Origin of the sequence: Terrabacter sp. 2YAF2 (genome assembly GCF_052114705.1) — a bacterium.
In the GTDB taxonomy this organism is placed as follows: Bacteria; Actinomycetota; Actinomycetes; order Actinomycetales; family Dermatophilaceae; genus Terrabacter.
In genome coordinates this window covers 1-16,050 of record NZ_JBFRFG010000021.1, presented here as the reverse complement: position 1 = coordinate 16,050, position 16,050 = coordinate 1, and the positions used below count along the sequence as shown (strand labels likewise).

15 protein-coding genes and 2 pseudogenes are annotated in these 16,050 nt (G+C 70.0%); 10 read left to right on the top strand and 7 right to left on the bottom strand.

Annotation, left to right across the window (positions count from 1 at the left end; translation table 11 throughout):
- Positions 1-119 precede the first annotated feature (119 nt).
- The 3 genes from AB4030_RS18755 to AB4030_RS18745 all read left to right on the top strand — a co-directional run bounded on the left by AB4030_RS18755 (position 120) and on the right by AB4030_RS18745 (position 3,565).
- Positions 120-2,720 (top strand): LuxR C-terminal-related transcriptional regulator, encoded by a 2,601-nt coding sequence (locus AB4030_RS18755; protein WP_442280728.1) that lies wholly within the window; start codon positions 120-122, stop codon positions 2,718-2,720.
- Between the two features lie 108 nt (positions 2,721-2,828).
- The gene (locus tag AB4030_RS18750) at positions 2,829-3,047 is read left to right on the top strand and encodes a hypothetical protein (protein WP_442280727.1); all 219 of its coding nucleotides are present in this window, start codon (positions 2,829-2,831) and stop codon (positions 3,045-3,047) included.
- Positions 3,048-3,175: 128 nt separating this feature from the next.
- The gene (locus tag AB4030_RS18745; RefSeq protein ID WP_442280726.1) at positions 3,176-3,565 is read left to right on the top strand and encodes an SHOCT domain-containing protein; all 390 of its coding nucleotides are present in this window, start codon (positions 3,176-3,178) and stop codon (positions 3,563-3,565) included.
- A gap of 303 nt (positions 3,566-3,868) precedes the next feature.
- Here AB4030_RS18745 and AB4030_RS18740 read toward each other — a convergent pair whose 3' ends face one another.
- Both AB4030_RS18740 and AB4030_RS18735 read right to left on the bottom strand, forming a co-directional pair.
- The gene (locus AB4030_RS18740) at positions 3,869-5,005 is read right to left on the bottom strand and encodes a M24 family metallopeptidase (protein WP_442280725.1); all 1,137 of its coding nucleotides are present in this window, start codon (positions 5,003-5,005) and stop codon (positions 3,869-3,871) included.
- 111 nt (positions 5,006-5,116) lie between these two features.
- On the bottom strand, positions 5,117-6,631 hold the full coding sequence (locus AB4030_RS18735) for an alpha/beta hydrolase (protein WP_442280782.1): 1,515 nt from the start codon (positions 6,629-6,631) through the stop codon (positions 5,117-5,119).
- A 256-nt stretch (positions 6,632-6,887) separates the two neighbouring features.
- Between AB4030_RS18735 and AB4030_RS18730 the strand changes: the two genes are divergently transcribed.
- Positions 6,888-7,436 carry a universal stress protein gene (locus AB4030_RS18730; protein WP_442280724.1) on the top strand — a complete coding sequence of 183 codons (549 nt, stop codon included), beginning with the start codon at positions 6,888-6,890 and terminating at the stop codon, positions 7,434-7,436.
- A 29-nt stretch (positions 7,437-7,465) separates the two neighbouring features.
- Here AB4030_RS18730 and crcB (AB4030_RS18725) read toward each other — a convergent pair whose 3' ends face one another.
- Both crcB (AB4030_RS18725) and crcB (AB4030_RS18720) read right to left on the bottom strand, forming a co-directional pair.
- Positions 7,466-7,843, bottom strand: coding sequence for a fluoride efflux transporter CrcB (gene crcB / locus AB4030_RS18725; protein ID WP_442280723.1), 378 nt, complete (start codon positions 7,841-7,843; stop codon positions 7,466-7,468).
- Positions 7,840-8,283, bottom strand: coding sequence for a fluoride efflux transporter CrcB (crcB, locus tag AB4030_RS18720; RefSeq protein ID WP_442280722.1), 444 nt, complete (start codon positions 8,281-8,283; stop codon positions 7,840-7,842). The genes crcB (AB4030_RS18725) and crcB (AB4030_RS18720) overlap by 4 nt, the downstream gene beginning before the upstream one ends.
- A 388-nt stretch (positions 8,284-8,671) precedes the next feature.
- Between crcB (AB4030_RS18720) and AB4030_RS18715 the strand changes: the two genes are divergently transcribed.
- The gene (locus AB4030_RS18715) at positions 8,672-10,522 is read left to right on the top strand and encodes a glycoside hydrolase family 15 protein (protein WP_442280721.1); all 1,851 of its coding nucleotides are present in this window, start codon (positions 8,672-8,674) and stop codon (positions 10,520-10,522) included.
- A 79-nt stretch (positions 10,523-10,601) separates the two neighbouring features.
- On the opposite strand, the gene AB4030_RS18710 is transcribed toward AB4030_RS18715, so the two are convergent.
- Complete coding sequence (locus AB4030_RS18710) at positions 10,602-10,886, bottom strand: hypothetical protein (protein WP_442280720.1); 285 nt, start codon at positions 10,884-10,886, stop codon at positions 10,602-10,604.
- Positions 10,887-11,482: 596 nt separating this feature from the next.
- Here AB4030_RS18710 and AB4030_RS18705 point away from each other — a divergent pair.
- The 4 genes and pseudogenes from AB4030_RS18705 to AB4030_RS18690 all read left to right on the top strand — a co-directional run.
- Positions 11,483-11,722, top strand: a pseudogene (locus AB4030_RS18705) (DUF7144 family membrane protein); the annotation flags it as partial.
- A gap of 34 nt (positions 11,723-11,756) precedes the next feature.
- Positions 11,757-12,155 (top strand): annotated as a pseudogene (locus tag AB4030_RS18700) (GAP family protein); the annotation flags it as partial.
- Positions 12,156-12,207: 52 nt separating this feature from the next.
- On the top strand, positions 12,208-12,342 hold the full coding sequence (locus AB4030_RS18695; RefSeq protein WP_442280789.1) for a hypothetical protein: 135 nt from the start codon (positions 12,208-12,210) through the stop codon (positions 12,340-12,342).
- Between the two features lie 28 nt (positions 12,343-12,370).
- Entirely contained in the window at positions 12,371-13,678 is a 1,308-nt protein-coding gene (locus AB4030_RS18690; RefSeq protein ID WP_442280719.1) for a cation:proton antiporter, read from the top strand.
- Here the strand turns inward: AB4030_RS18690 and clcA are convergent.
- A complete protein-coding gene (clcA, locus tag AB4030_RS18685; protein WP_442280718.1) occupies positions 13,595-15,085 on the bottom strand; it encodes a H(+)/Cl(-) exchange transporter ClcA in 1,491 nt (496 codons plus the stop codon). The genes AB4030_RS18690 and clcA overlap by 84 nt on opposite strands.
- A gap of 25 nt (positions 15,086-15,110) precedes the next feature.
- On the opposite strand from clcA, the gene AB4030_RS18680 reads away from it, so the two are divergent.
- Positions 15,111-15,629: a MarR family winged helix-turn-helix transcriptional regulator gene (locus AB4030_RS18680; protein WP_442280717.1), complete on the top strand. Its 519-nt coding sequence runs from the start codon at positions 15,111-15,113 to the stop codon at positions 15,627-15,629.
- A gap of 109 nt (positions 15,630-15,738) precedes the next feature.
- Here the strand turns inward: AB4030_RS18680 and AB4030_RS18675 are convergent.
- On the bottom strand, positions 15,739-16,050 hold a 312-nt coding region (locus AB4030_RS18675), incomplete at its 5' end, for a hypothetical protein (RefSeq protein WP_442280716.1).

The following is a 16,050-nucleotide window of genomic DNA, read 5'->3' as shown; positions in this document are numbered from 1 at the left end:
CTTTTGTGAACCCTGAGTTTTCGCTGACGCCCCCGACCACCCATGACTAGCCTCGAAGTGTCAGGGGCCAATACGCATCCACCTACGGGGGTGACATGGTCGGCCCGCGTCACGCTCGCATGTCGACTCCCTCGCCGTCGCCGGGGCTGATCGATCGTCCGCACCTGCTGTCCCTGGTCGACCGTCGACCGGTGGTCGTGCTCGCAGGCATGGCCGGCTACGGCAAGTCGACGCTCCTCGCCGCCGCCGCCCGCCGGCACGCCGCCCGTGGCGCAGCACTGTGGCTGACCGTCGACGAGTCCGACCGCGAGCCCGTGCGTCTCGTCTCGGACCTCCTGACCGCAGCCAGCCTGTCGGGGCTCGACGAGCTCGGCGCAGGTCTCGAGCCATTGCGCGCATCGGCGCTGCGGGCGGAGCCACTGACCCTCGTCGACTCGTTGCTCGAGCTGCTCTACGACACCGCTGTGCCGCTGACGCTGATCCTCGACGACCTCCAGCACCTCGCCGAGTCGAAGGCCTCGGTGCGTGTCATCGACCACGTCCTCCGGTGGGCACCCGCCAACATGCGGATCGCGATCGCGGCACGGGTGGTCCCTCCGCTGCGGGTGCAACGTCTTCGTCTGGAGGACCGACTCGAGTACATCGCGCACGACGAGCTCGCCTTCAGTCGGGAGGAGTCTGCTGAGGCCGTCCGGGCCGCCGGCCTGCGCCTGGACGCCGACACGATCGACACGATCCACCGTGTGACGGACGGTTGGCCGGCGGGCGTCCGCATGGCGATCCTCGCCGCCCGCCAGAGCGGCAGACCCCGTCAGGTCCCGATGGAGCTGCGACGGGACCAGGCGCTGGCCGACTACCTCGCCACGGAAGTTCTCGCCTCCCTCAGCGAGGACCTCCGCAGCTTCGTCCTCGACAGCTGCCTCGACGAACAGGTGTGCCCGTCGCTCATCGACACCATCCGGGGCACGTTCGGCGCGGAGACCTACCTCGAACAGTGTCTGGCTGATGGTCTGTTCCTCACCCGGGGTGACGTCTCGGCCGAGGAAGCCTGGTACCACTGGCACCCGCTCTTTGCGGCGCACATCCGTCGTCGACTGGCGACCGATCTGCCCGAGCGTGCCGTGGCACTGCACGCGGCTGCTGCGGAGTGGTGGGCCCCTGTCGACCCGCCCACCGCGATCCGACATGCGATGGCGGCCGGCGACGAGGAGACGGCCTCGAGGATCTTCGCGGACCGCTGGTCCGATCTGTTTCTCGAGGGACGCGTCGACGCGGTGCTCGACGCGGTGGACCAGCTCCCGGAGGTTGCTGTCTACTCCAGCGAGGCACACCTCGCGAAGGCCCTGATCCTCGGACAGCGTGGCAGCCATGACGCTGCCCGCTCGGAGCTCGATTCCGCGCGGCGTGCCGCAGACCTCCTTCCCGAGACCGCACGGGCTCGACTCGAGGACCGAATGGCGATCGTCGAGCTGCTCCGCGCCGGGTACGACCGGGGGCTCGGCTCCGCGGTCGAGTCCGGTGCCGCTCTGCTCGACCGGCTGGACCGGAGTCAACGAGCGCCCGATCCTGCCATCCGGGCCACCGTCCAGGTGTTCGTCGGTATGGGAGAAGCGCGGCTGCAGAGCCATCCCAAGCTCCCCCTGGAGATGCTCCGATCGTCAGCCGCCACGGCACACGAGGCCGGCTTGCTGGCCCTCGAGCTGACAGCCCTCGCCGAGTCGTGCATCCCTGCCATCGGCGAGGGAAACCTGACCGAGGTCCACGACCTCGCCGCCGGCGTGCTCGCGCGGGCCGAAGAACGCGGCTGGGTGGGCCTCGTGACGCTGGCCCCTGCTGTCGCCTATCTCGGCTGGTTCGAGTACTGGCGTGGCAACTTGCGCGACGCGCAGGTCCTGCTGCAGCGAAGCCTGTCCATGGTGCTCCCCTTCGACTGGGAGCTGCGGGGACTCGTCCTGAACTTCCTCACCAAGACCGCCCTGTCGTTGGGCGACCTGCGCACAGCGCGACGCAACGCAGCGGAGATCGCGTCCATGATCGAGGCCGGTCACCTGGCACCGTCGTGGCCCTCCATGCTGGCTGGCCTCGAGGGGCTCATCCTCCTGGCGAAGGGAGACATCAGCGACGCGGTGGCTCTCGCCACCCGGCCCCCCAGCTCACCGGAGTACCGGTTGGCACCCACCCTCCGGGCCAAGGTGCTCCTGCTTGCCGGCCGCCCCGAGCTGGCACTGGCCGAGCTCGACCGGGTCCCGGCCCCCGACGGCTTCGTGCAGATCGAGTGCCTCTCGCGGTGCATCGGGGCACAGGCGCATGCAGCCCTGGGGCACGTGGACGCGGCCCACGTGTCACTCGAGCTCGCCCTCGCGGCAGCCGAGCCGGACCAGCTCTACGGGCCCTTCCTCGGCGCCGGCGATGCCATGACGGATCTGCTCAAGACCCACCTGCGCCACGGCACTGCTCATCCCACAGCAGTGACCCACGTGCTCGGACGCATCGTCGAGGGACAGCACCAGAACATCACCGGCTGGGGCGAGCGGCTGACCGACCGGGAACGAGTGATCCTCCAGTACCTCGCCACCAACCTCACCAACGCGGAGATCGCCGAGGCGGAGTACATCTCGCTCCACACGGCCAAGACCCACATCGCCCACATCTACCAGAAGCTGGGTGTCAGCAGCCGTCGAGCCGCGATCCGTCGCGCCGCCGAGCTGGAGCTCTACTGAGGCCTGGCCCGACGCTTCGTCTCCTCCCAAAGGAGTGACGCGCTCGCGTCCCCGACGGCGACATGCTGGACGCGACGTGAATTCCCTACTCACCCGAGGCGGACAGGTATGCGAGCCGTCGTTGTCGTAGCCGGTGAAGTGGACGAACGCGACGTCTGGCCGTATGCCGTGTGGTCCGACAGCAACGGGACGAGCACCACGTTGACGGTCCGGGTGCACGATAGCCAGGAGCTCGTCGGTGTCCTCGCTGCTCTGACCGACCTCGGGCTGGAGGTCACCTCCACGCACCTCGTCGACGAGCCGGGCGCCAAGGGCGGCACCGCATGAGGGGTCCGTCCGCGGATCTCCCTCGCAGAGAGCGATGCCGGCGTTCGGCAGTCGGACGAGTCTAGGCCTCGGCACGAGGGTTGCCACTCCATCGCGACGAGTCGCGACGACGAAAGGAACGGCCCACCATGGACTTCTGGAGCTTCTTCTGGCTTCTCGTCTGGTCCTTCTTGTTCGTGGCCTACCTGATGATGCTCTTCCACATCTTCGGGGACATCTTCCGGGACCGGGAGCTCGGCGGGTTCGCCAAGGTCGTGTGGGTCGTGGCGCTGTTCGTCTTCCCACTGCTGGCCGCGCTCGTCTACATCATCGTCCGCGGCAAGGGCATGGCTGAGCGGCAGATGGAAAGCACCAGCCGGCGGATGGCCGAGCAGGAGGACTACATCCGCAGTGTGACGGCCACATCCGACTCGACGTCCTCGACCGTGGAGCAGCTGTCCCAGGCCAAGGCACTGCTCGACAGCGGTGCGATCACCGAGGATGAGTTCGCCGCGATCAAGGCCAAGGCTCTCGCGTGACGCCGGTCCCCGCCGCCGCCCTGCGGCCGACGGGCGTGGTCGACCGACGAGTGACTCTCGTGCCGTGACGCTGCTCCTGGATCCGGGGAGTACGCCGGGGCCGTGCCCGGCGGAAGGAGTCCGACCATGTCTCGCGGGAGCACACCCACCGGGGCGGGGGTCCCGTGGTGTGCCTCGAACCCTCAGGTCAAGAGCCATCACGACCGCGCCTTCCCTCGACGACCTCACTCCGCCTGTCACCAGACTGCGGCGGGCGCGGGTGGTCGGCGTCGCTCGGAAAGGGCTATTCCCGGGCGTGTGACGTCACTCGACGACCGCCAGCCCGTGGTCGGTGTTGTTCAGCCGCAGGCCCCCGTCCTGCGTCACCGTGACGATGTCCTCGATGCGCACGCCGAATCGCCCGGCGAGATAGATCCCGGGCTCGACCGAGAAGCACATTCCCGGAACGAGCGGCTGCTCCTCCCCCTCGACCATGTAGGGGGGCTCGTGGGTCGTGACCCCGATCCCGTGGCCGGTCCGGTGGATGAATGCGTCGCCGTAGCCCGCATCGGTGATGACCGCCCGGGCGGCACGGTCGACGTCCTGGCAGGTCGCGCCGGGTCGGACCGCCGCGACACCGGCATCCTGGGCACGCCGCACGATCTCGTGGACGTCGCGGATCTCCTGTGTCGGCTCGCCCACACAGACCGTCCGGGTCGTGTCGGAGCCGTAGCCGAACATCAGGCCCCCGAAGTCGAGCACGACCGCGTCGCCGGGCTGGATCACCCGCTCGCCGGCCTCGTGGTGGGGATTGGCCCCGTTGGGCCCGGACCCGACGACGGTGAAGTCGACCTGCTCGTGCCCGAAGCGGCGCAGCAACCCAGCGAGGTCGGCGGCCACGTCGGTCTCCCGCCGTCCGGCGAAACGGACCTTGACGATCTCGCCGTATGCCGCGTCGGCCGCGGCCCCTGCGGCGGTGAGCCGCGCCAGTTCGTCGGGTCCCTTCACTGCTCTCATCATCGGAAGCCCCACGGTCAGCGACTGGTACGTCGTGCCGGGCAGACCCTTCTGGAGGCCGAGGAGGTGCATGGCCCACGCAGAGTCCGAGATGCCGTAGGTGCCGTCGGGCCGTAGCCGCGGGGCGACCGCCAGGTAGGGGTCGGTGCCGTCGGCCCAGTCGACGACCTTCATGCCGCGCACCCCTTCCGCTGCCACGGCATCGGGCCGTTCGAGGGCCGGCACGACCAGCGTCGGCTCCTGGTCGGGCCCGAGCACGAGCATCGTCAGCCGTTCGGTGATCGCGGTGGGCTGGTAGCCGGTGAGCCAGACGAGGTCGGGTCCGGGCGTCACGAGGACGCCCGAGAGGCCACGCTCCGAGGCGGCCTCGACGACCCGGCGCGCCCGCGCGAGGTAGTCGTCCACGGTGAACGGTGGTGGCGCCTGCACCGCTGCAGAGCTCATGGCGGTCTCCCTTCGGTCCCGTTCAGGCTAGGACCGCGGGTGCCAGGTGATGGTCATCCGATGAGGGTGACACCTCGGCGGCGGTGTTGTCCCCGCTCCACCGGGCGCCTGTCACGGGATGTTGAGGGCGGCGATCGCCGTCCTCAACGCGGCAAGGTCAGCCGGCGTGAAGCCGGAGGGGCGCATCACGGCATACCAACCGTCGACGTACTCCGTCGTGTACTTGTGGCCGTGACCGGCCGGGACCCCGGTGGAGAACGGCAGGTCGGCCGTGACCTGCCAGAACGTCACGAACGGCATCCAGAACATGCCCTGCAGCACGTCCTTCCCGGCGGTTTCCCTGATCCAGTCGGGCTCGGTGAACACCAGGTGCGGGGACCACCAGACGATGGGATCGGAGGGATGCATGAGGTAGATGACGCGGGTGCCGTCCCAGGGCTGGCTCTCGGGCGGGATCGAGGCGGCTGCGTCGCTCGCGAACCGTACGGTCCGGCCGTTCTTGTAGACCGGCTGGATCTCGGGGGTGCCGGGATCGCGGTGGTCGCTGAACTCGCGGAACAGCGTGTTGAAGTTGGGCGGCCCCGCAAAGACCGTGCCGGCGGTGCGGTTTCGCAGGTCGTACTCGCCGCTGAAAGCGGTCTCGCCGCCGAACGTGCCCAGGCTCTCGCCCGAGACGTAGAGCTTCGGACGCTGGTCCGGGGGCAGCTTCGACCACCGGTCGTAGACCGCGTCGAAGAGCGCCCGGCCGGCCTCCCGCGCCTTGGACTGGTCGACGAGGAACGAGAGCCACGACGGCAGGTACGAGTACTGGATGGCCACGCTGGCCGCGTCGCCGCCGCTCAGGTACTCGAAGGGTGCGACGAGTGCCGGGTCGACCCAGCCGCTGCCCGTCGTCGTCACGACGAGCAGGTTCGCCCGCTGGAAGCCGCCCGCCCGCTCGAGGTCGTCGACGGCGAGCGCCGCACGCTGCTCCGTGTCGTCCGCCGAGTCGAGACCCGCGTAGGCGCGGATCGGCTCCTTGGCGGAGTGGTGGACGATGGCCTCGATGTCGGACGGTGTCGGACCCGTGCCCGTGAAGGTCCGTCCCTCGCGGCCGAGGGAGTCCCAGGCGACCTTCGAGCCGGGGCCGCCCGAGCGGAGGCCGGTCGTGGGCTGGACCACACCCTCCTGCGTGATCGTGTTGTTCACCGAGAAGACCTCGTCCATCGCGCTGACGAGCCCGTCGATGAGCACCCCGCTGACGACGAGGTAGACGGTCGCGGTCACCAGCACCCAGCCGGTCGCCGCGGCTGCGCGCCGGCCGACGTGGCGGGCGAGCAGGTCTGCGACCCAGTGGTAGGCGCGCCGGATGCCCCGGCCGACGGCGAGGAACAGCGCGAAGAAGAACATCGCGACGAAGGGCGACAGCACGACCAGCGCGATGTTGTACTCCGTCACCCCCATCAGCGCCCGGATCTGGTGCTGCCAGTACTGCCCGAGTGCGAAGAAGACAACAATGAGGACGCCGGCGATGATGAGGAAGGCGCGCCAGGACGACGGTTTCGGGACTCTGGCGTCCCGGTCTGCGTAGGCGCGCCAGAGCCATGCGACGAGGACCCCCAGGCCGTAGCCGATGGCGGCAGTGATCCCGCTCCGGCGACGCCGCTTCGGCTGCGACCTGCCGGTCGCTGGTGAGTGGAGGGTCAGACACCTCTTCAGTCATGCCTGCTCGTTCCAGTCGGCGTGAGTGCTGGGTCACCGGGATCCTCGTCCCTGACCCGTCTCACGGTGCTGCCTGGGGACTGACGGCGCATCGTCCTCTGAGGGCCAGATCAGCAGCTGGCGGCAGCCGTTCTGGCTACTGTGGGTGCGGGCGAAGGATCCTTCCGGAAGGGAGCTGCACATGCCCCGTCCCGACCTGCCACCGCAACCGGACCCGTCGCGGATGACGAACTTCGCCGGGCACCCCCTGGTCGTCGCGGTGTCGCCGGATCCCGAGCCGCTCGTGGTCCTCACCGCCCTGTCCTTGGCCCGGGCCACCAGGGCGCCGGCACTGTACTTCGCCTTCGCCGACCCCGCCCGGTTCGTCGACGAGGAGCACCCGGACGGAACCGTGCGCCACCACCCCGTCGACCCCGACCTCGGCGATGACGACCTGTGGCCGCAACGCCAGGAGCGCATCCTCGCGTGGCTGGACGAGGAGCTGCGCGGGACCGACGTGCCGTGGCACTTCCGGTATCTGGCCGGACGCGCCGACCGGGCGCTGACGCACCTGGCCCGCGCCGTCGACGCCGCTGCCTTCGTCGTCGGCACGCAGCGGCGTCGTCACCAGCGAATGCACGACTTCGCGGCGCAGTCCCTGTCGATGCAGTTGGCCCACCGCCAGCACCGCCCCGTGATCGTAGTGCCGTTGACCGTCGTCGACTGGCACGCACCCGCGCCGTGGGAGTGACCCCGCGACCGGTGCGAACGGCGGATTCCTCAGCCGGCGATCAGCGCGAGGGTGAGCGCCCACGCCCCGGCGCCGGCGAGGAAGCCCGCAGCCAGGCTGATGGTCACGTTGAGCCCCGCCGCCACGGCGGAACCCTCCTGCATCAGGCGTACGGTCTCGAACCCGAACGTCGAGAAGGTCGTCAGCGCGCCGCACAACCCGGTCCCCAACAGCGCGACGAGATCCGGGGACAGGTGTCCGACCGACCCCGCGGCCAGGACCCCACCGAGCACGGCTGAGCCGACGACGTTGACCGTCAGGGTGCCCCACGGGAAGGCGGTGTCGTGCTTCGACTGCACGAACAGGTCCGTGAGGTAGCGCAGGGGCGCGCCGACCGCGCCGCCGATGACCACGAAGAGGAACGTCACGTCGTCTCCCTGCCACGCGGTCGCGTCAGGAGGCGACCGAAGGCTGCGCCGAGCCGTACCGCGATCAGGCCGCCGATCAGGGTCACCAGAACGTAGGCGGCGAGGGCTCCGAGCGCGCCGGCCGCGGCGAGGGCGTGGGCGTCGAGCATGTACGTCGAGAAGGTCGTGTACCCGCCGAGGACACCGACGCCCAACAGCGGGCGCACGTACCGGTTCGTGGGCCAGACCTCGTTGACGAAGACCATCAACACGCCGAGCAGAAAGGCTCCGGTCAGGTTCGCGGTGACGGTCGACCACGGGATGCGGTCCGGCGCATGCGGGAGGAGCAGGGCCACGGCATACCGGGACGTACTGCCGACCGCGCCTCCGAGCGCGATCACCGCGAGCACGTCTCCGCGTCCCCGGAAGAGACGCGGCGCCCTGGGCCGGTCTGCGGGCATGGCTCTCCTACCTGTCTCAGGTAGGGACTGTTGGCGACGGGATGTCGCGGTTGTCGGCGAGCCCCACCGCCATCGACCGCCACGATACCGACTCGAGAAACGCAGGCGACATCGTGACACGCTCAGCGCCATCGCGTCGGGCCCGGACCGAGCCGTCGGGGCAGCGCACCTGCCGAGCCGGACTGACGCATGTTCCTGGTCGGTGCGCGCCACGTCTTCGATCCCTGGCTCACTCACGAGCCCTCGCTCGCCGGACGAGGGCTGGCATCACCCGCGCCGGATGACGCGCCGGGATGCGTGGGTCGATACCAAGGAAGGGAGCGCCTCCGCGCCGGACGGCGCCCATCGGCCCGCTCCGGGCCCGGGCAACGAGAAGGGACGACGCGACATGGACGACTACCCACTCATCGCAGACCATGGGCTGATCGGTGACCTCCAGACCGCAGCACTCGTGACGACGGAGGGGGCGATCGACTGGTTCTGCGCTCCTCGTTTCGACTCGCCGAGCATCTTCGGGGCGCTGCTGGACCACGGACGCGGCGGACACTTCCGGCTGCGGCCCACCGCCGAGGTCTTCACGAGCAAGCAGCTGTACTTCCCCGACACGGCCATCCTCGTGACCCGCTTCCTCACGGAGGCCGGCGTCGGAGAGGTCGTCGACTTCATGCCGACCAGCAACAGCACGATCGCCGCCGACACGCACCGCATCGCACGGATGGTCCGTTGCGTGCGCGGCGAGATGACGTTCGCCCTGCACGTGGCACCACGCTTCGACTACGGGCGCGAGCAGCACGAGACACACCTCTCGGACAGCGGTGCCGTGTTCGCCGGCCCGCGCACCTCGATGACGATCCACCTGGTGCGCGAGCCGCAGGACGAGCGCCTCGCGCACACCCATGTCGACGACCGCGGCGACGTCCGTGCCGAGGTCACCCTGCGGGCCGGCATGATGCGCGGCCTGCTCCTGGAGACCGGGACGGCCGGCCCGGCTCGCGAGATCAGAGTTGCCGAGATCCAGCGGATGTTCGACGACACGGTCGCCTTCTGGAAGGGATGGCTGGCGCAGTCCACCTATACGGGGCGCTGGCGCGAGACCTTGCACCGCTCGGCTATCACGCTCAAGCTCATGACGTATGCGCCGAGCGGGGGTCTCGTGGCCGCACCCACGGCAGCGTTGCCGGAGCAGGTCGGCGGGGAGCGGAACTGGGACTACCGCTACACGTGGGTGCGGGACGCCTCCTTCTCGGTCTACGCCCTGCTCGGAATGGGCTTCCGGGAGGAGGCGGCCGCCTTCTCCGGCTGGCTCGCCGACCGCGTGCGGGAGAGGTCCGGCGCGGGAGGCACGCCGCTCGACATCATGTACCGGGTGGACGGCTCGAGCGACCTCACGGAGGAGGTCCTCGAGCACTGGGAGGGCTACCGCGGCTCGAAACCGGTGCGCATCGGCAACGGCGCGGCCGGCCAGCTGCAGCTCGACATCTACGGCGAGGCGGTCGACAGCCTCTACTTCGGCGACCAGCACGGACTGCCCGGCAGCCACGCCGGATGGCTCAAGCTGTCCGAGATGCTCGACTGGCTCTGCGCCAACTGGGACCAGCCCGAGGAGGGGATCTGGGAGACCCGGGGCGGGAGGCAGGACTTCACGTACGGCCGGCTCATGAGCTGGGTGGCCCTGGACCGCGGGATCCGGCTGGCTGTGAAGCACGGGCGGCCTGCCCCCATGGACCGGTGGCGCGAGGAGCGTGACGGGATCTACGGCCAGATCATGACCCGGGGCTGGAGCACCGACCGAAAGGCCTTCGTGCAGCACTACCAGACGGACGTCCTCGACTCCTCCCTGCTGCGGATGTCGTCGGTCGGCTTCATCAGCCCGACCGACCCGAGGTGGACCTCGACCCTCGAGGCGATGGACGCCGAGCTCGTGACGGACAGCCTGGTCTACCGCTACGACCCCGCCGCCTCGCCGGACGGGCTCCGCGGCTCGGAGGGCACGTTCTCGCTCTGCACCTTCCTCTACGTCGACTCGCTCGCCCGGGCCGGCGAGCTCGACAAGGCGCGCATCACGTTCGAGAAGATGTTGACGTATGCCAGCCACGTCGGCCTCTACTCCGAGGAGATCGCGCTCACCGGTGAGCAGATCGGCAACTTCCCGCAGGCGTTCACGCACCTCGCGCTCATCGACGCGGCCATCACCCTCGACCGGCAGCTCGACGCGGCGCAGGCACCGTCCCGACGCTGAGTGACACGCCCAGCGGGGTCCGAGCCCGTATGCCGTTCGCTGCCCCCATGCCGCTCCGGCCGGGGGCCGATCGCCGGGTTCAGAGCGCGCCGTGTGCCTCGGCGGTGGGCAGCCCGAGGTAGCGCAGGATGGTCTGCTCGCGCTCGGTGAGGGTGTCTCCCCAGTCGTTGACCGTCGTGGGAGGGGTGCTATCGAGACGCAGCTTCTGCAGCCGGAGTCGAGGCATCGACCGTGACGCGAGCAGGACCCTCGAGGAAGGCGGCGCCCACGTCATGAAGTGGTCGAGCATCTCCAGGGCGCGCCCTGAGCCATCGAGGTGCTGGAGGTCGTCGAGCACGAGGGTCAGCGCGATCTCCTCGTCCACGAACACCTGGTGGAGGGCGTCGACGAAGGCCAGATGGTCGCAAAGAGAGGTGGGTCCTCCAGTCGCTCGAGCATACCCCCGAGGGTCCCAGCGGCGGATCTTCGCAGGGCCGTCAGGAGGTCCGCCGCCAGCCGTCCGGGGTCCCGGTCCGACGGGTCCAAGGTCAGCCAGGCAACCGTTCCCTGCGGTGGGGACTCAGCGAGCCACGACGAGAGGAGCAGGGACTTGCCATATCCCGCCGGTCCCAGAAGGAGCACGGTCGAACGAGCGGCCAGCCGGTCGTACAGCCTGTGTCTGCTGACCACCTGATCCATCAGGGGCGCGCGGGAGAAACGACCGCCACGAGGACCTTGCACGGTGCGCCTCCTGCACAGTCCGGCCCGCCCTGGCGGAAGGGCTCTCCACCAATCGACCAGAGGGACGTCTCAAGGGAGGCGATTTCGGCAACCGTGCGATCGGCCCGACCGCAGCTGTTGCGAGTGCGCGCCGGCCCTTCCCGAGGAGCACCTCCACTGGTCATCCCGCGCGGATGAGGCGCGGCATCCACGGCCTACCTAGCCTGAACGTGACGGGGACGGTCGGAGAAGGAGACTGGGATGAGCCAGACCGGTCAGGGCGACGCTTCGCCGAACTCCATGGGCGAGAGAGTCTTTGTCCCGCCAGCGGCCAAGAGCCGCTGGACGGGCTGGGTGGTGTCCGCCGGCCTGATGATGATCGTGCTCGGAATCTTCCAGGCGATCGAAGGACTGACCGCACTCTTCCGTCACACGTACTACGCAGTCGATTCCAGTGGGCTGCTCGTTGGCGCGAGCTACACGACGTGGGGATGGGCGCATCTGTTGCTCGGCCCCGATCATCGCGGTGATCCTGATGCTGTTCTCGAGCCGAGCCAAGGTCAACGGTCCGATGTTCGCCCTCGGCCGGGCCGTGGCACTTGCTGTCGTCAGCGGGATCGTCGTCGTGGCCGGCGACGCGGCATCGGACAGCGCCACCACTGTCGGGGTCTCGTGGTCCCAGATTCTCTTCGGCGCCGTCTTCCTGGTCCTGGCGGCCCGCACGTGGAAGAAGGGCCCGGCGCCCGGGGCGCAGCACGAGCCGCCGAAGTGGATGGCCGGCATCGACTCGTTCTCACCTGGCAAGGCCCTCACGCTCGGGCTGCTGCTGGCGGGAGTCAACCCGAAGAACCTCCTTCTCGCCGCCGGCGCTGGTGCGGCCGTTGCCGGTCTGGCGCTGCCGACGACGAACGCCGTTCTCTCCCTGTTGGTCTTCGTCGTCGTCGCGAGCCTGACGATCGCCGGCCCGGTGACCTACTACCTGGTCGGTGGTGAGTCCCGCCCGCACCACCCTCGACGCGACCAAGGAATGGCTCGCGCTTCACAACGATGCCGTCAACACGGTGCTCTTCCTCGTGCTGGGCGTGAACCTCGTCTCGAAGGGCATCCCGCCCCTCACGTGATGTTTCGACTCCCGCAGAAGGAACGGCCATGCACGTCAGCGCGATCGCCTTCATCGCGGCAACCCTGTTCGCCTGGGGGCTCGTCTCCAAGCGGCTGGCGCGCGCCGATCTGACGGCGCCGATCGTCTTCGTCGTCGTCGGCGCCGCGCTCGCGTGGGCAGGGCTGGTCGACGGGCCCGACGAGTCGGCGACGCTCACCCCGCTCGTCGAGATCACTCTGGTCTGGGTGCTCTTCTCGGATGCTGCCCACCTGCCGATGCGCGAGCTGCGCCGCGACGTGTGGCGCTACCTGCGTCTGCTCGCCGTCGGACTGCCCCTGACGGTCCTGCTCGGATGGGCTCTGGCCGCGTGGCTCTGGCCCGGGCTGGGGCTGTGGTTGGCACTCTTCGTGGGCGCCGCCCTCGCGCCGACCGACGCTGCGCTCGGGATCCCGGTGGTCACCAATCCCGTCGTCCCGTCCCGCATCCGTCAGCTGATCACGGTCGAGAGCGGGTTGAACGACGGGATCGCCACCCCGATCGTCACGGTCGCCATCGCCGGCGCGGCGGCCGCAGCCGGCCTTGAGGGTCACGAGGGTGCCGGCCACGCCGTCGTGCAGCTGGCCCTGGGGGTCGTGGTCGGATCTGCAGTCGGCGCCGGGGGTGGCTGGCTCCTGCGACTGGCCCGACGGCGCGACCTGGCCGCCGAGGACTTCACCGGCATCGCAGTCCTTGCGCTGGGGCTGCTTGCCTACTCCGCCGCGCTCGTCCTGGGCGGCAACGGGTTCGTCGCCGCGTTCTGCGGTGGTCTGGCCTTCGGCGCCTGCGCCGGCCGCCGGGGGCCGGCGGAGCTCGTCTACCTCGAGCAGACAGGTGAACTCGTCTCGGCACTGGTGTGGCTGGCCTTCGGAGCCATCGCCATCCCGATCATGCTCGACCGTGTCGACGCGCTCATGCTGCTGTATGCCGCCATCAGCCTCACCCTGGTGCGGATGCTGCCAGTGGCCCTGTCTTTGGTCGGCAGCGGTCTCGACCGCCGGACTGTGCTGTTCGTGGGCTGGTTTGGTCCGAGGGGGCTGGCGTCGCTCGTCTTCGCGTTGCTCGCCTTGGAGGCTCTCGGGCCGGTCGCCGACGAGGCGGTCGCCGTCGTCGCAACAACAGTCCTGCTCAGTGTGCTGGCCCACGGCGTCAGTGCGGCCCCCTTGGCCGCGCGATACGGAAGGACTGCAGCCGCAGCGGGTCCGGAGCCCGGCGGCCCGGTCGATGTCATAGAGCTACGCCCGGGGGCCGCTGCTCGCAGCCGGGTGAGAGGACGAGTCGACGACACCACCCCCGCGGGCCCCGCGGGCCCCGACTGACGAGGCTTCGACCGTGTTCACTCGGAAGGCGGAGACGGCCCTTTGGGTCAGCTGGTCGTAGATCGGCGTGGACCTGAAGGCGTTGGCCGTCAGCATCGCGAGCGCGCAGGCGCCGAGCATGGGCGCCAGGAGGGTCGTGGACGCGGTCATCTCGGTCGCCAGCACGATGCCGGTCACGGGCGCGCGGACGGATGCCGTGAAGAAGGCCGCCATTGCGATCAGTGCCAGGGCGGCCGGCTCGGGCGTCTGGTGTGGCGCCACCAGGTGGCCGACCAGCCCGACGAGCAGGCCGAGGTGCGAACCCAGCACGAGCATCGGTGCGAAGAGGCCGCCCGGGGTGCAGGCGGCATACGAAAGAACTCCGAGGACGAAGCGCAGCACCAGCAGGCCGGTGACGGCGGCAATGGTGCCTTGGCCGAGCAGGGCCTGCTGGGTGAGGTTGTCCCCGCCGCCGACGACCCCGGGGGCGATCCAGCCGAGCGCTCCGACGAGGCTGCCGATCAGGGCGGCACGGGCCACGACCGGCCACCGGCTGGTGTCGGCGACGCGCAGACCCTTCATCACCGCGGCGTTGTAGGCGACACCGAGGAGGCCGCTGGTCACGCCGACGACGATGACCAAGGGGGCCTGGGCCAAGGTCGGGTCCGCCAGGGCAGGCACCCGGAAATCGGCTGCGGCAGAAGGATGCAGGAGGAGGTGCGCACTGGCGAAGCCTGCGGCGGACGCCAGCAGGGTGGCGAGGGTGGTGCGTGGGTCGAACCGCTTCACCAGCTCCTCCAGCACGAAGACCCCACCGGCGATGGGGGCGTTGAATGCGGTCGCGAGACCCGCGGCCGCGCCTGCGGCGACCAGGAGGCGGACATCCGACCGGTTGCGGCGCAGCACGCTGCCCACGATGACGGCGATCGTGCCGCCCATCTGCACCGAGGGCCCCTCCCGCCCGAGCGCGAGGCCCGAGCCGATGGACAGCACACCCCCGACATACTTCACCGGGAGGATGCGGAAGCGCCCCGGCGGCGTGCGCCCCTCGACGACCGCCTCGACTCGTGGGATGCCGCTCCCCTCGGCGTGCGGCTCGACGCGGTGGACCAGCCACGCGGCCGCGCTGGTGGCGGCGGCGCAGCACAGGATGACGAGTGCGAATCCCAGGACCGGGCTGCCGTGGGCCCAGCGCACGAGGTCGATCCGAGCCTGCCCGACGTGCTCGAGCAGGAGACGGAACGTCCCCGCGGTCAGGCCGGTCAGCGCGCCGACGACCGCCGCAGCCGCAGCGAACGCCAGCTGCCCTCCGGGGGTGTCTTGGAGATCGCGGCGGCTCGGTCCACGCGTGCGGAACCGCCGGCCGGTGACGGCCTGGTTCCACAGAGCCCTGGGGCGGCCGCGGCGTCCAGCTCGTCCTCGCTTCATGCACGCATTATGCAATGATTGCTCTATGCAAGAAAATCGCCGAGGCGGCCGTCCCACCTCCGACAGCGGTAGCGGCGGCGCGGAGGAGGACGAGTTCGTCACGGCCTTGCTCACGGCGTCCCGGGCCCTCGTGGGCGTGTCGGCGCGCTCTCTGGCGGACGTCGAGGAGACCGTCACCATCGCCCAGTTCCGCGTGCTCGTGGTGCTGGCGGCACACGGCCAGACCACTCTGGTCCAGCTGGCCGGCCGCCTCGGGGTGAACGCCTCCACCGCGCAGCGCCAGGTCGACCGTCTGGTCCGGGAGGGACTGGTCGACCGGCGGGAGAACGCCAGTGACCGACGTGAGGTCGTGATCGTTACGACCGGCTCCGGGGCTGCCCTGGTCGACGCCGTCACCGCGCGTCGCAGGGAGGCGATCGCCCGGATCGTGCGCGACCTGCCGGGCGCCGACCGGCCAGCACTCATCGCAGCCCTGGAGGCCTTCGCGGCGGCAGCCGACGAGCCCGCCGCCGGCACCGACCAGGCCTATCGCCTCGGCTGGTAGCCAGGTCGTCCGACCTGGCTGTCCGACCTGGCTGTCCGACCTGGCTGTCCGACCTGGCTGTCCGACCTGGCTGTCCGACCTGGCTGTCCGACCTGGCCGGACAGCACGGCTACGCGGTGGTGGCCGAGGTCGACGCGCGGCGCTGGGCCGCGCCAGCGCCCCAGTGGCTCAGGTCGAGCAGCGCGGCGATGGCAACCCAGAACCAGTCCCAACCGCTCAGGCCACCGGCCCGCCAGAGGATGACGTACATCAGGGTCGCGAACGGCAGGAACAGCAGACCGAGCAGCGGCCAGATCCACGAAGTGAAGGCGGCGTTGACCATGGCCGGTCGGGCGATCCAGACGATCAGCAGGGCCAGTCGCGGGAACACGCCGGCCAACAGCACGAACAGGCAGCCCATGGCCTGATCCTCTCCTCGATG

Coding starts and splice junctions, on each gene's coding strand:
- AB4030_RS18755 (WP_442280728.1), top strand. CDS start 120: ATGTCGACTCCCTCGCCGTCGCCGGGGCTGATCGATCGTCCGCACCTG.
- AB4030_RS18750 (WP_442280727.1), top strand. CDS start 2,829: ATGCGAGCCGTCGTTGTCGTAGCCGGTGAAGTGGACGAACGCGACGTC.
- AB4030_RS18745 (WP_442280726.1), top strand. CDS start 3,176: ATGGACTTCTGGAGCTTCTTCTGGCTTCTCGTCTGGTCCTTCTTGTTC.
- AB4030_RS18740 (WP_442280725.1), bottom strand. CDS start 5,005: ATGAGCTCTGCAGCGGTGCAGGCGCCACCACCGTTCACCGTGGACGAC.
- AB4030_RS18730 (WP_442280724.1), top strand. CDS start 6,888: ATGCCCCGTCCCGACCTGCCACCGCAACCGGACCCGTCGCGGATGACG.
- crcB (WP_442280722.1), bottom strand. CDS start 8,283: ATGCCCGCAGACCGGCCCAGGGCGCCGCGTCTCTTCCGGGGACGCGGA.
- AB4030_RS18715 (WP_442280721.1), top strand. CDS start 8,672: ATGGACGACTACCCACTCATCGCAGACCATGGGCTGATCGGTGACCTC.
- AB4030_RS18690 (WP_442280719.1), top strand. CDS start 12,371: ATGCACGTCAGCGCGATCGCCTTCATCGCGGCAACCCTGTTCGCCTGG.
- clcA (WP_442280718.1), bottom strand. CDS start 15,085: ATGAAGCGAGGACGAGCTGGACGCCGCGGCCGCCCCAGGGCTCTGTGG.
- AB4030_RS18680 (WP_442280717.1), top strand. CDS start 15,111: ATGCAAGAAAATCGCCGAGGCGGCCGTCCCACCTCCGACAGCGGTAGC.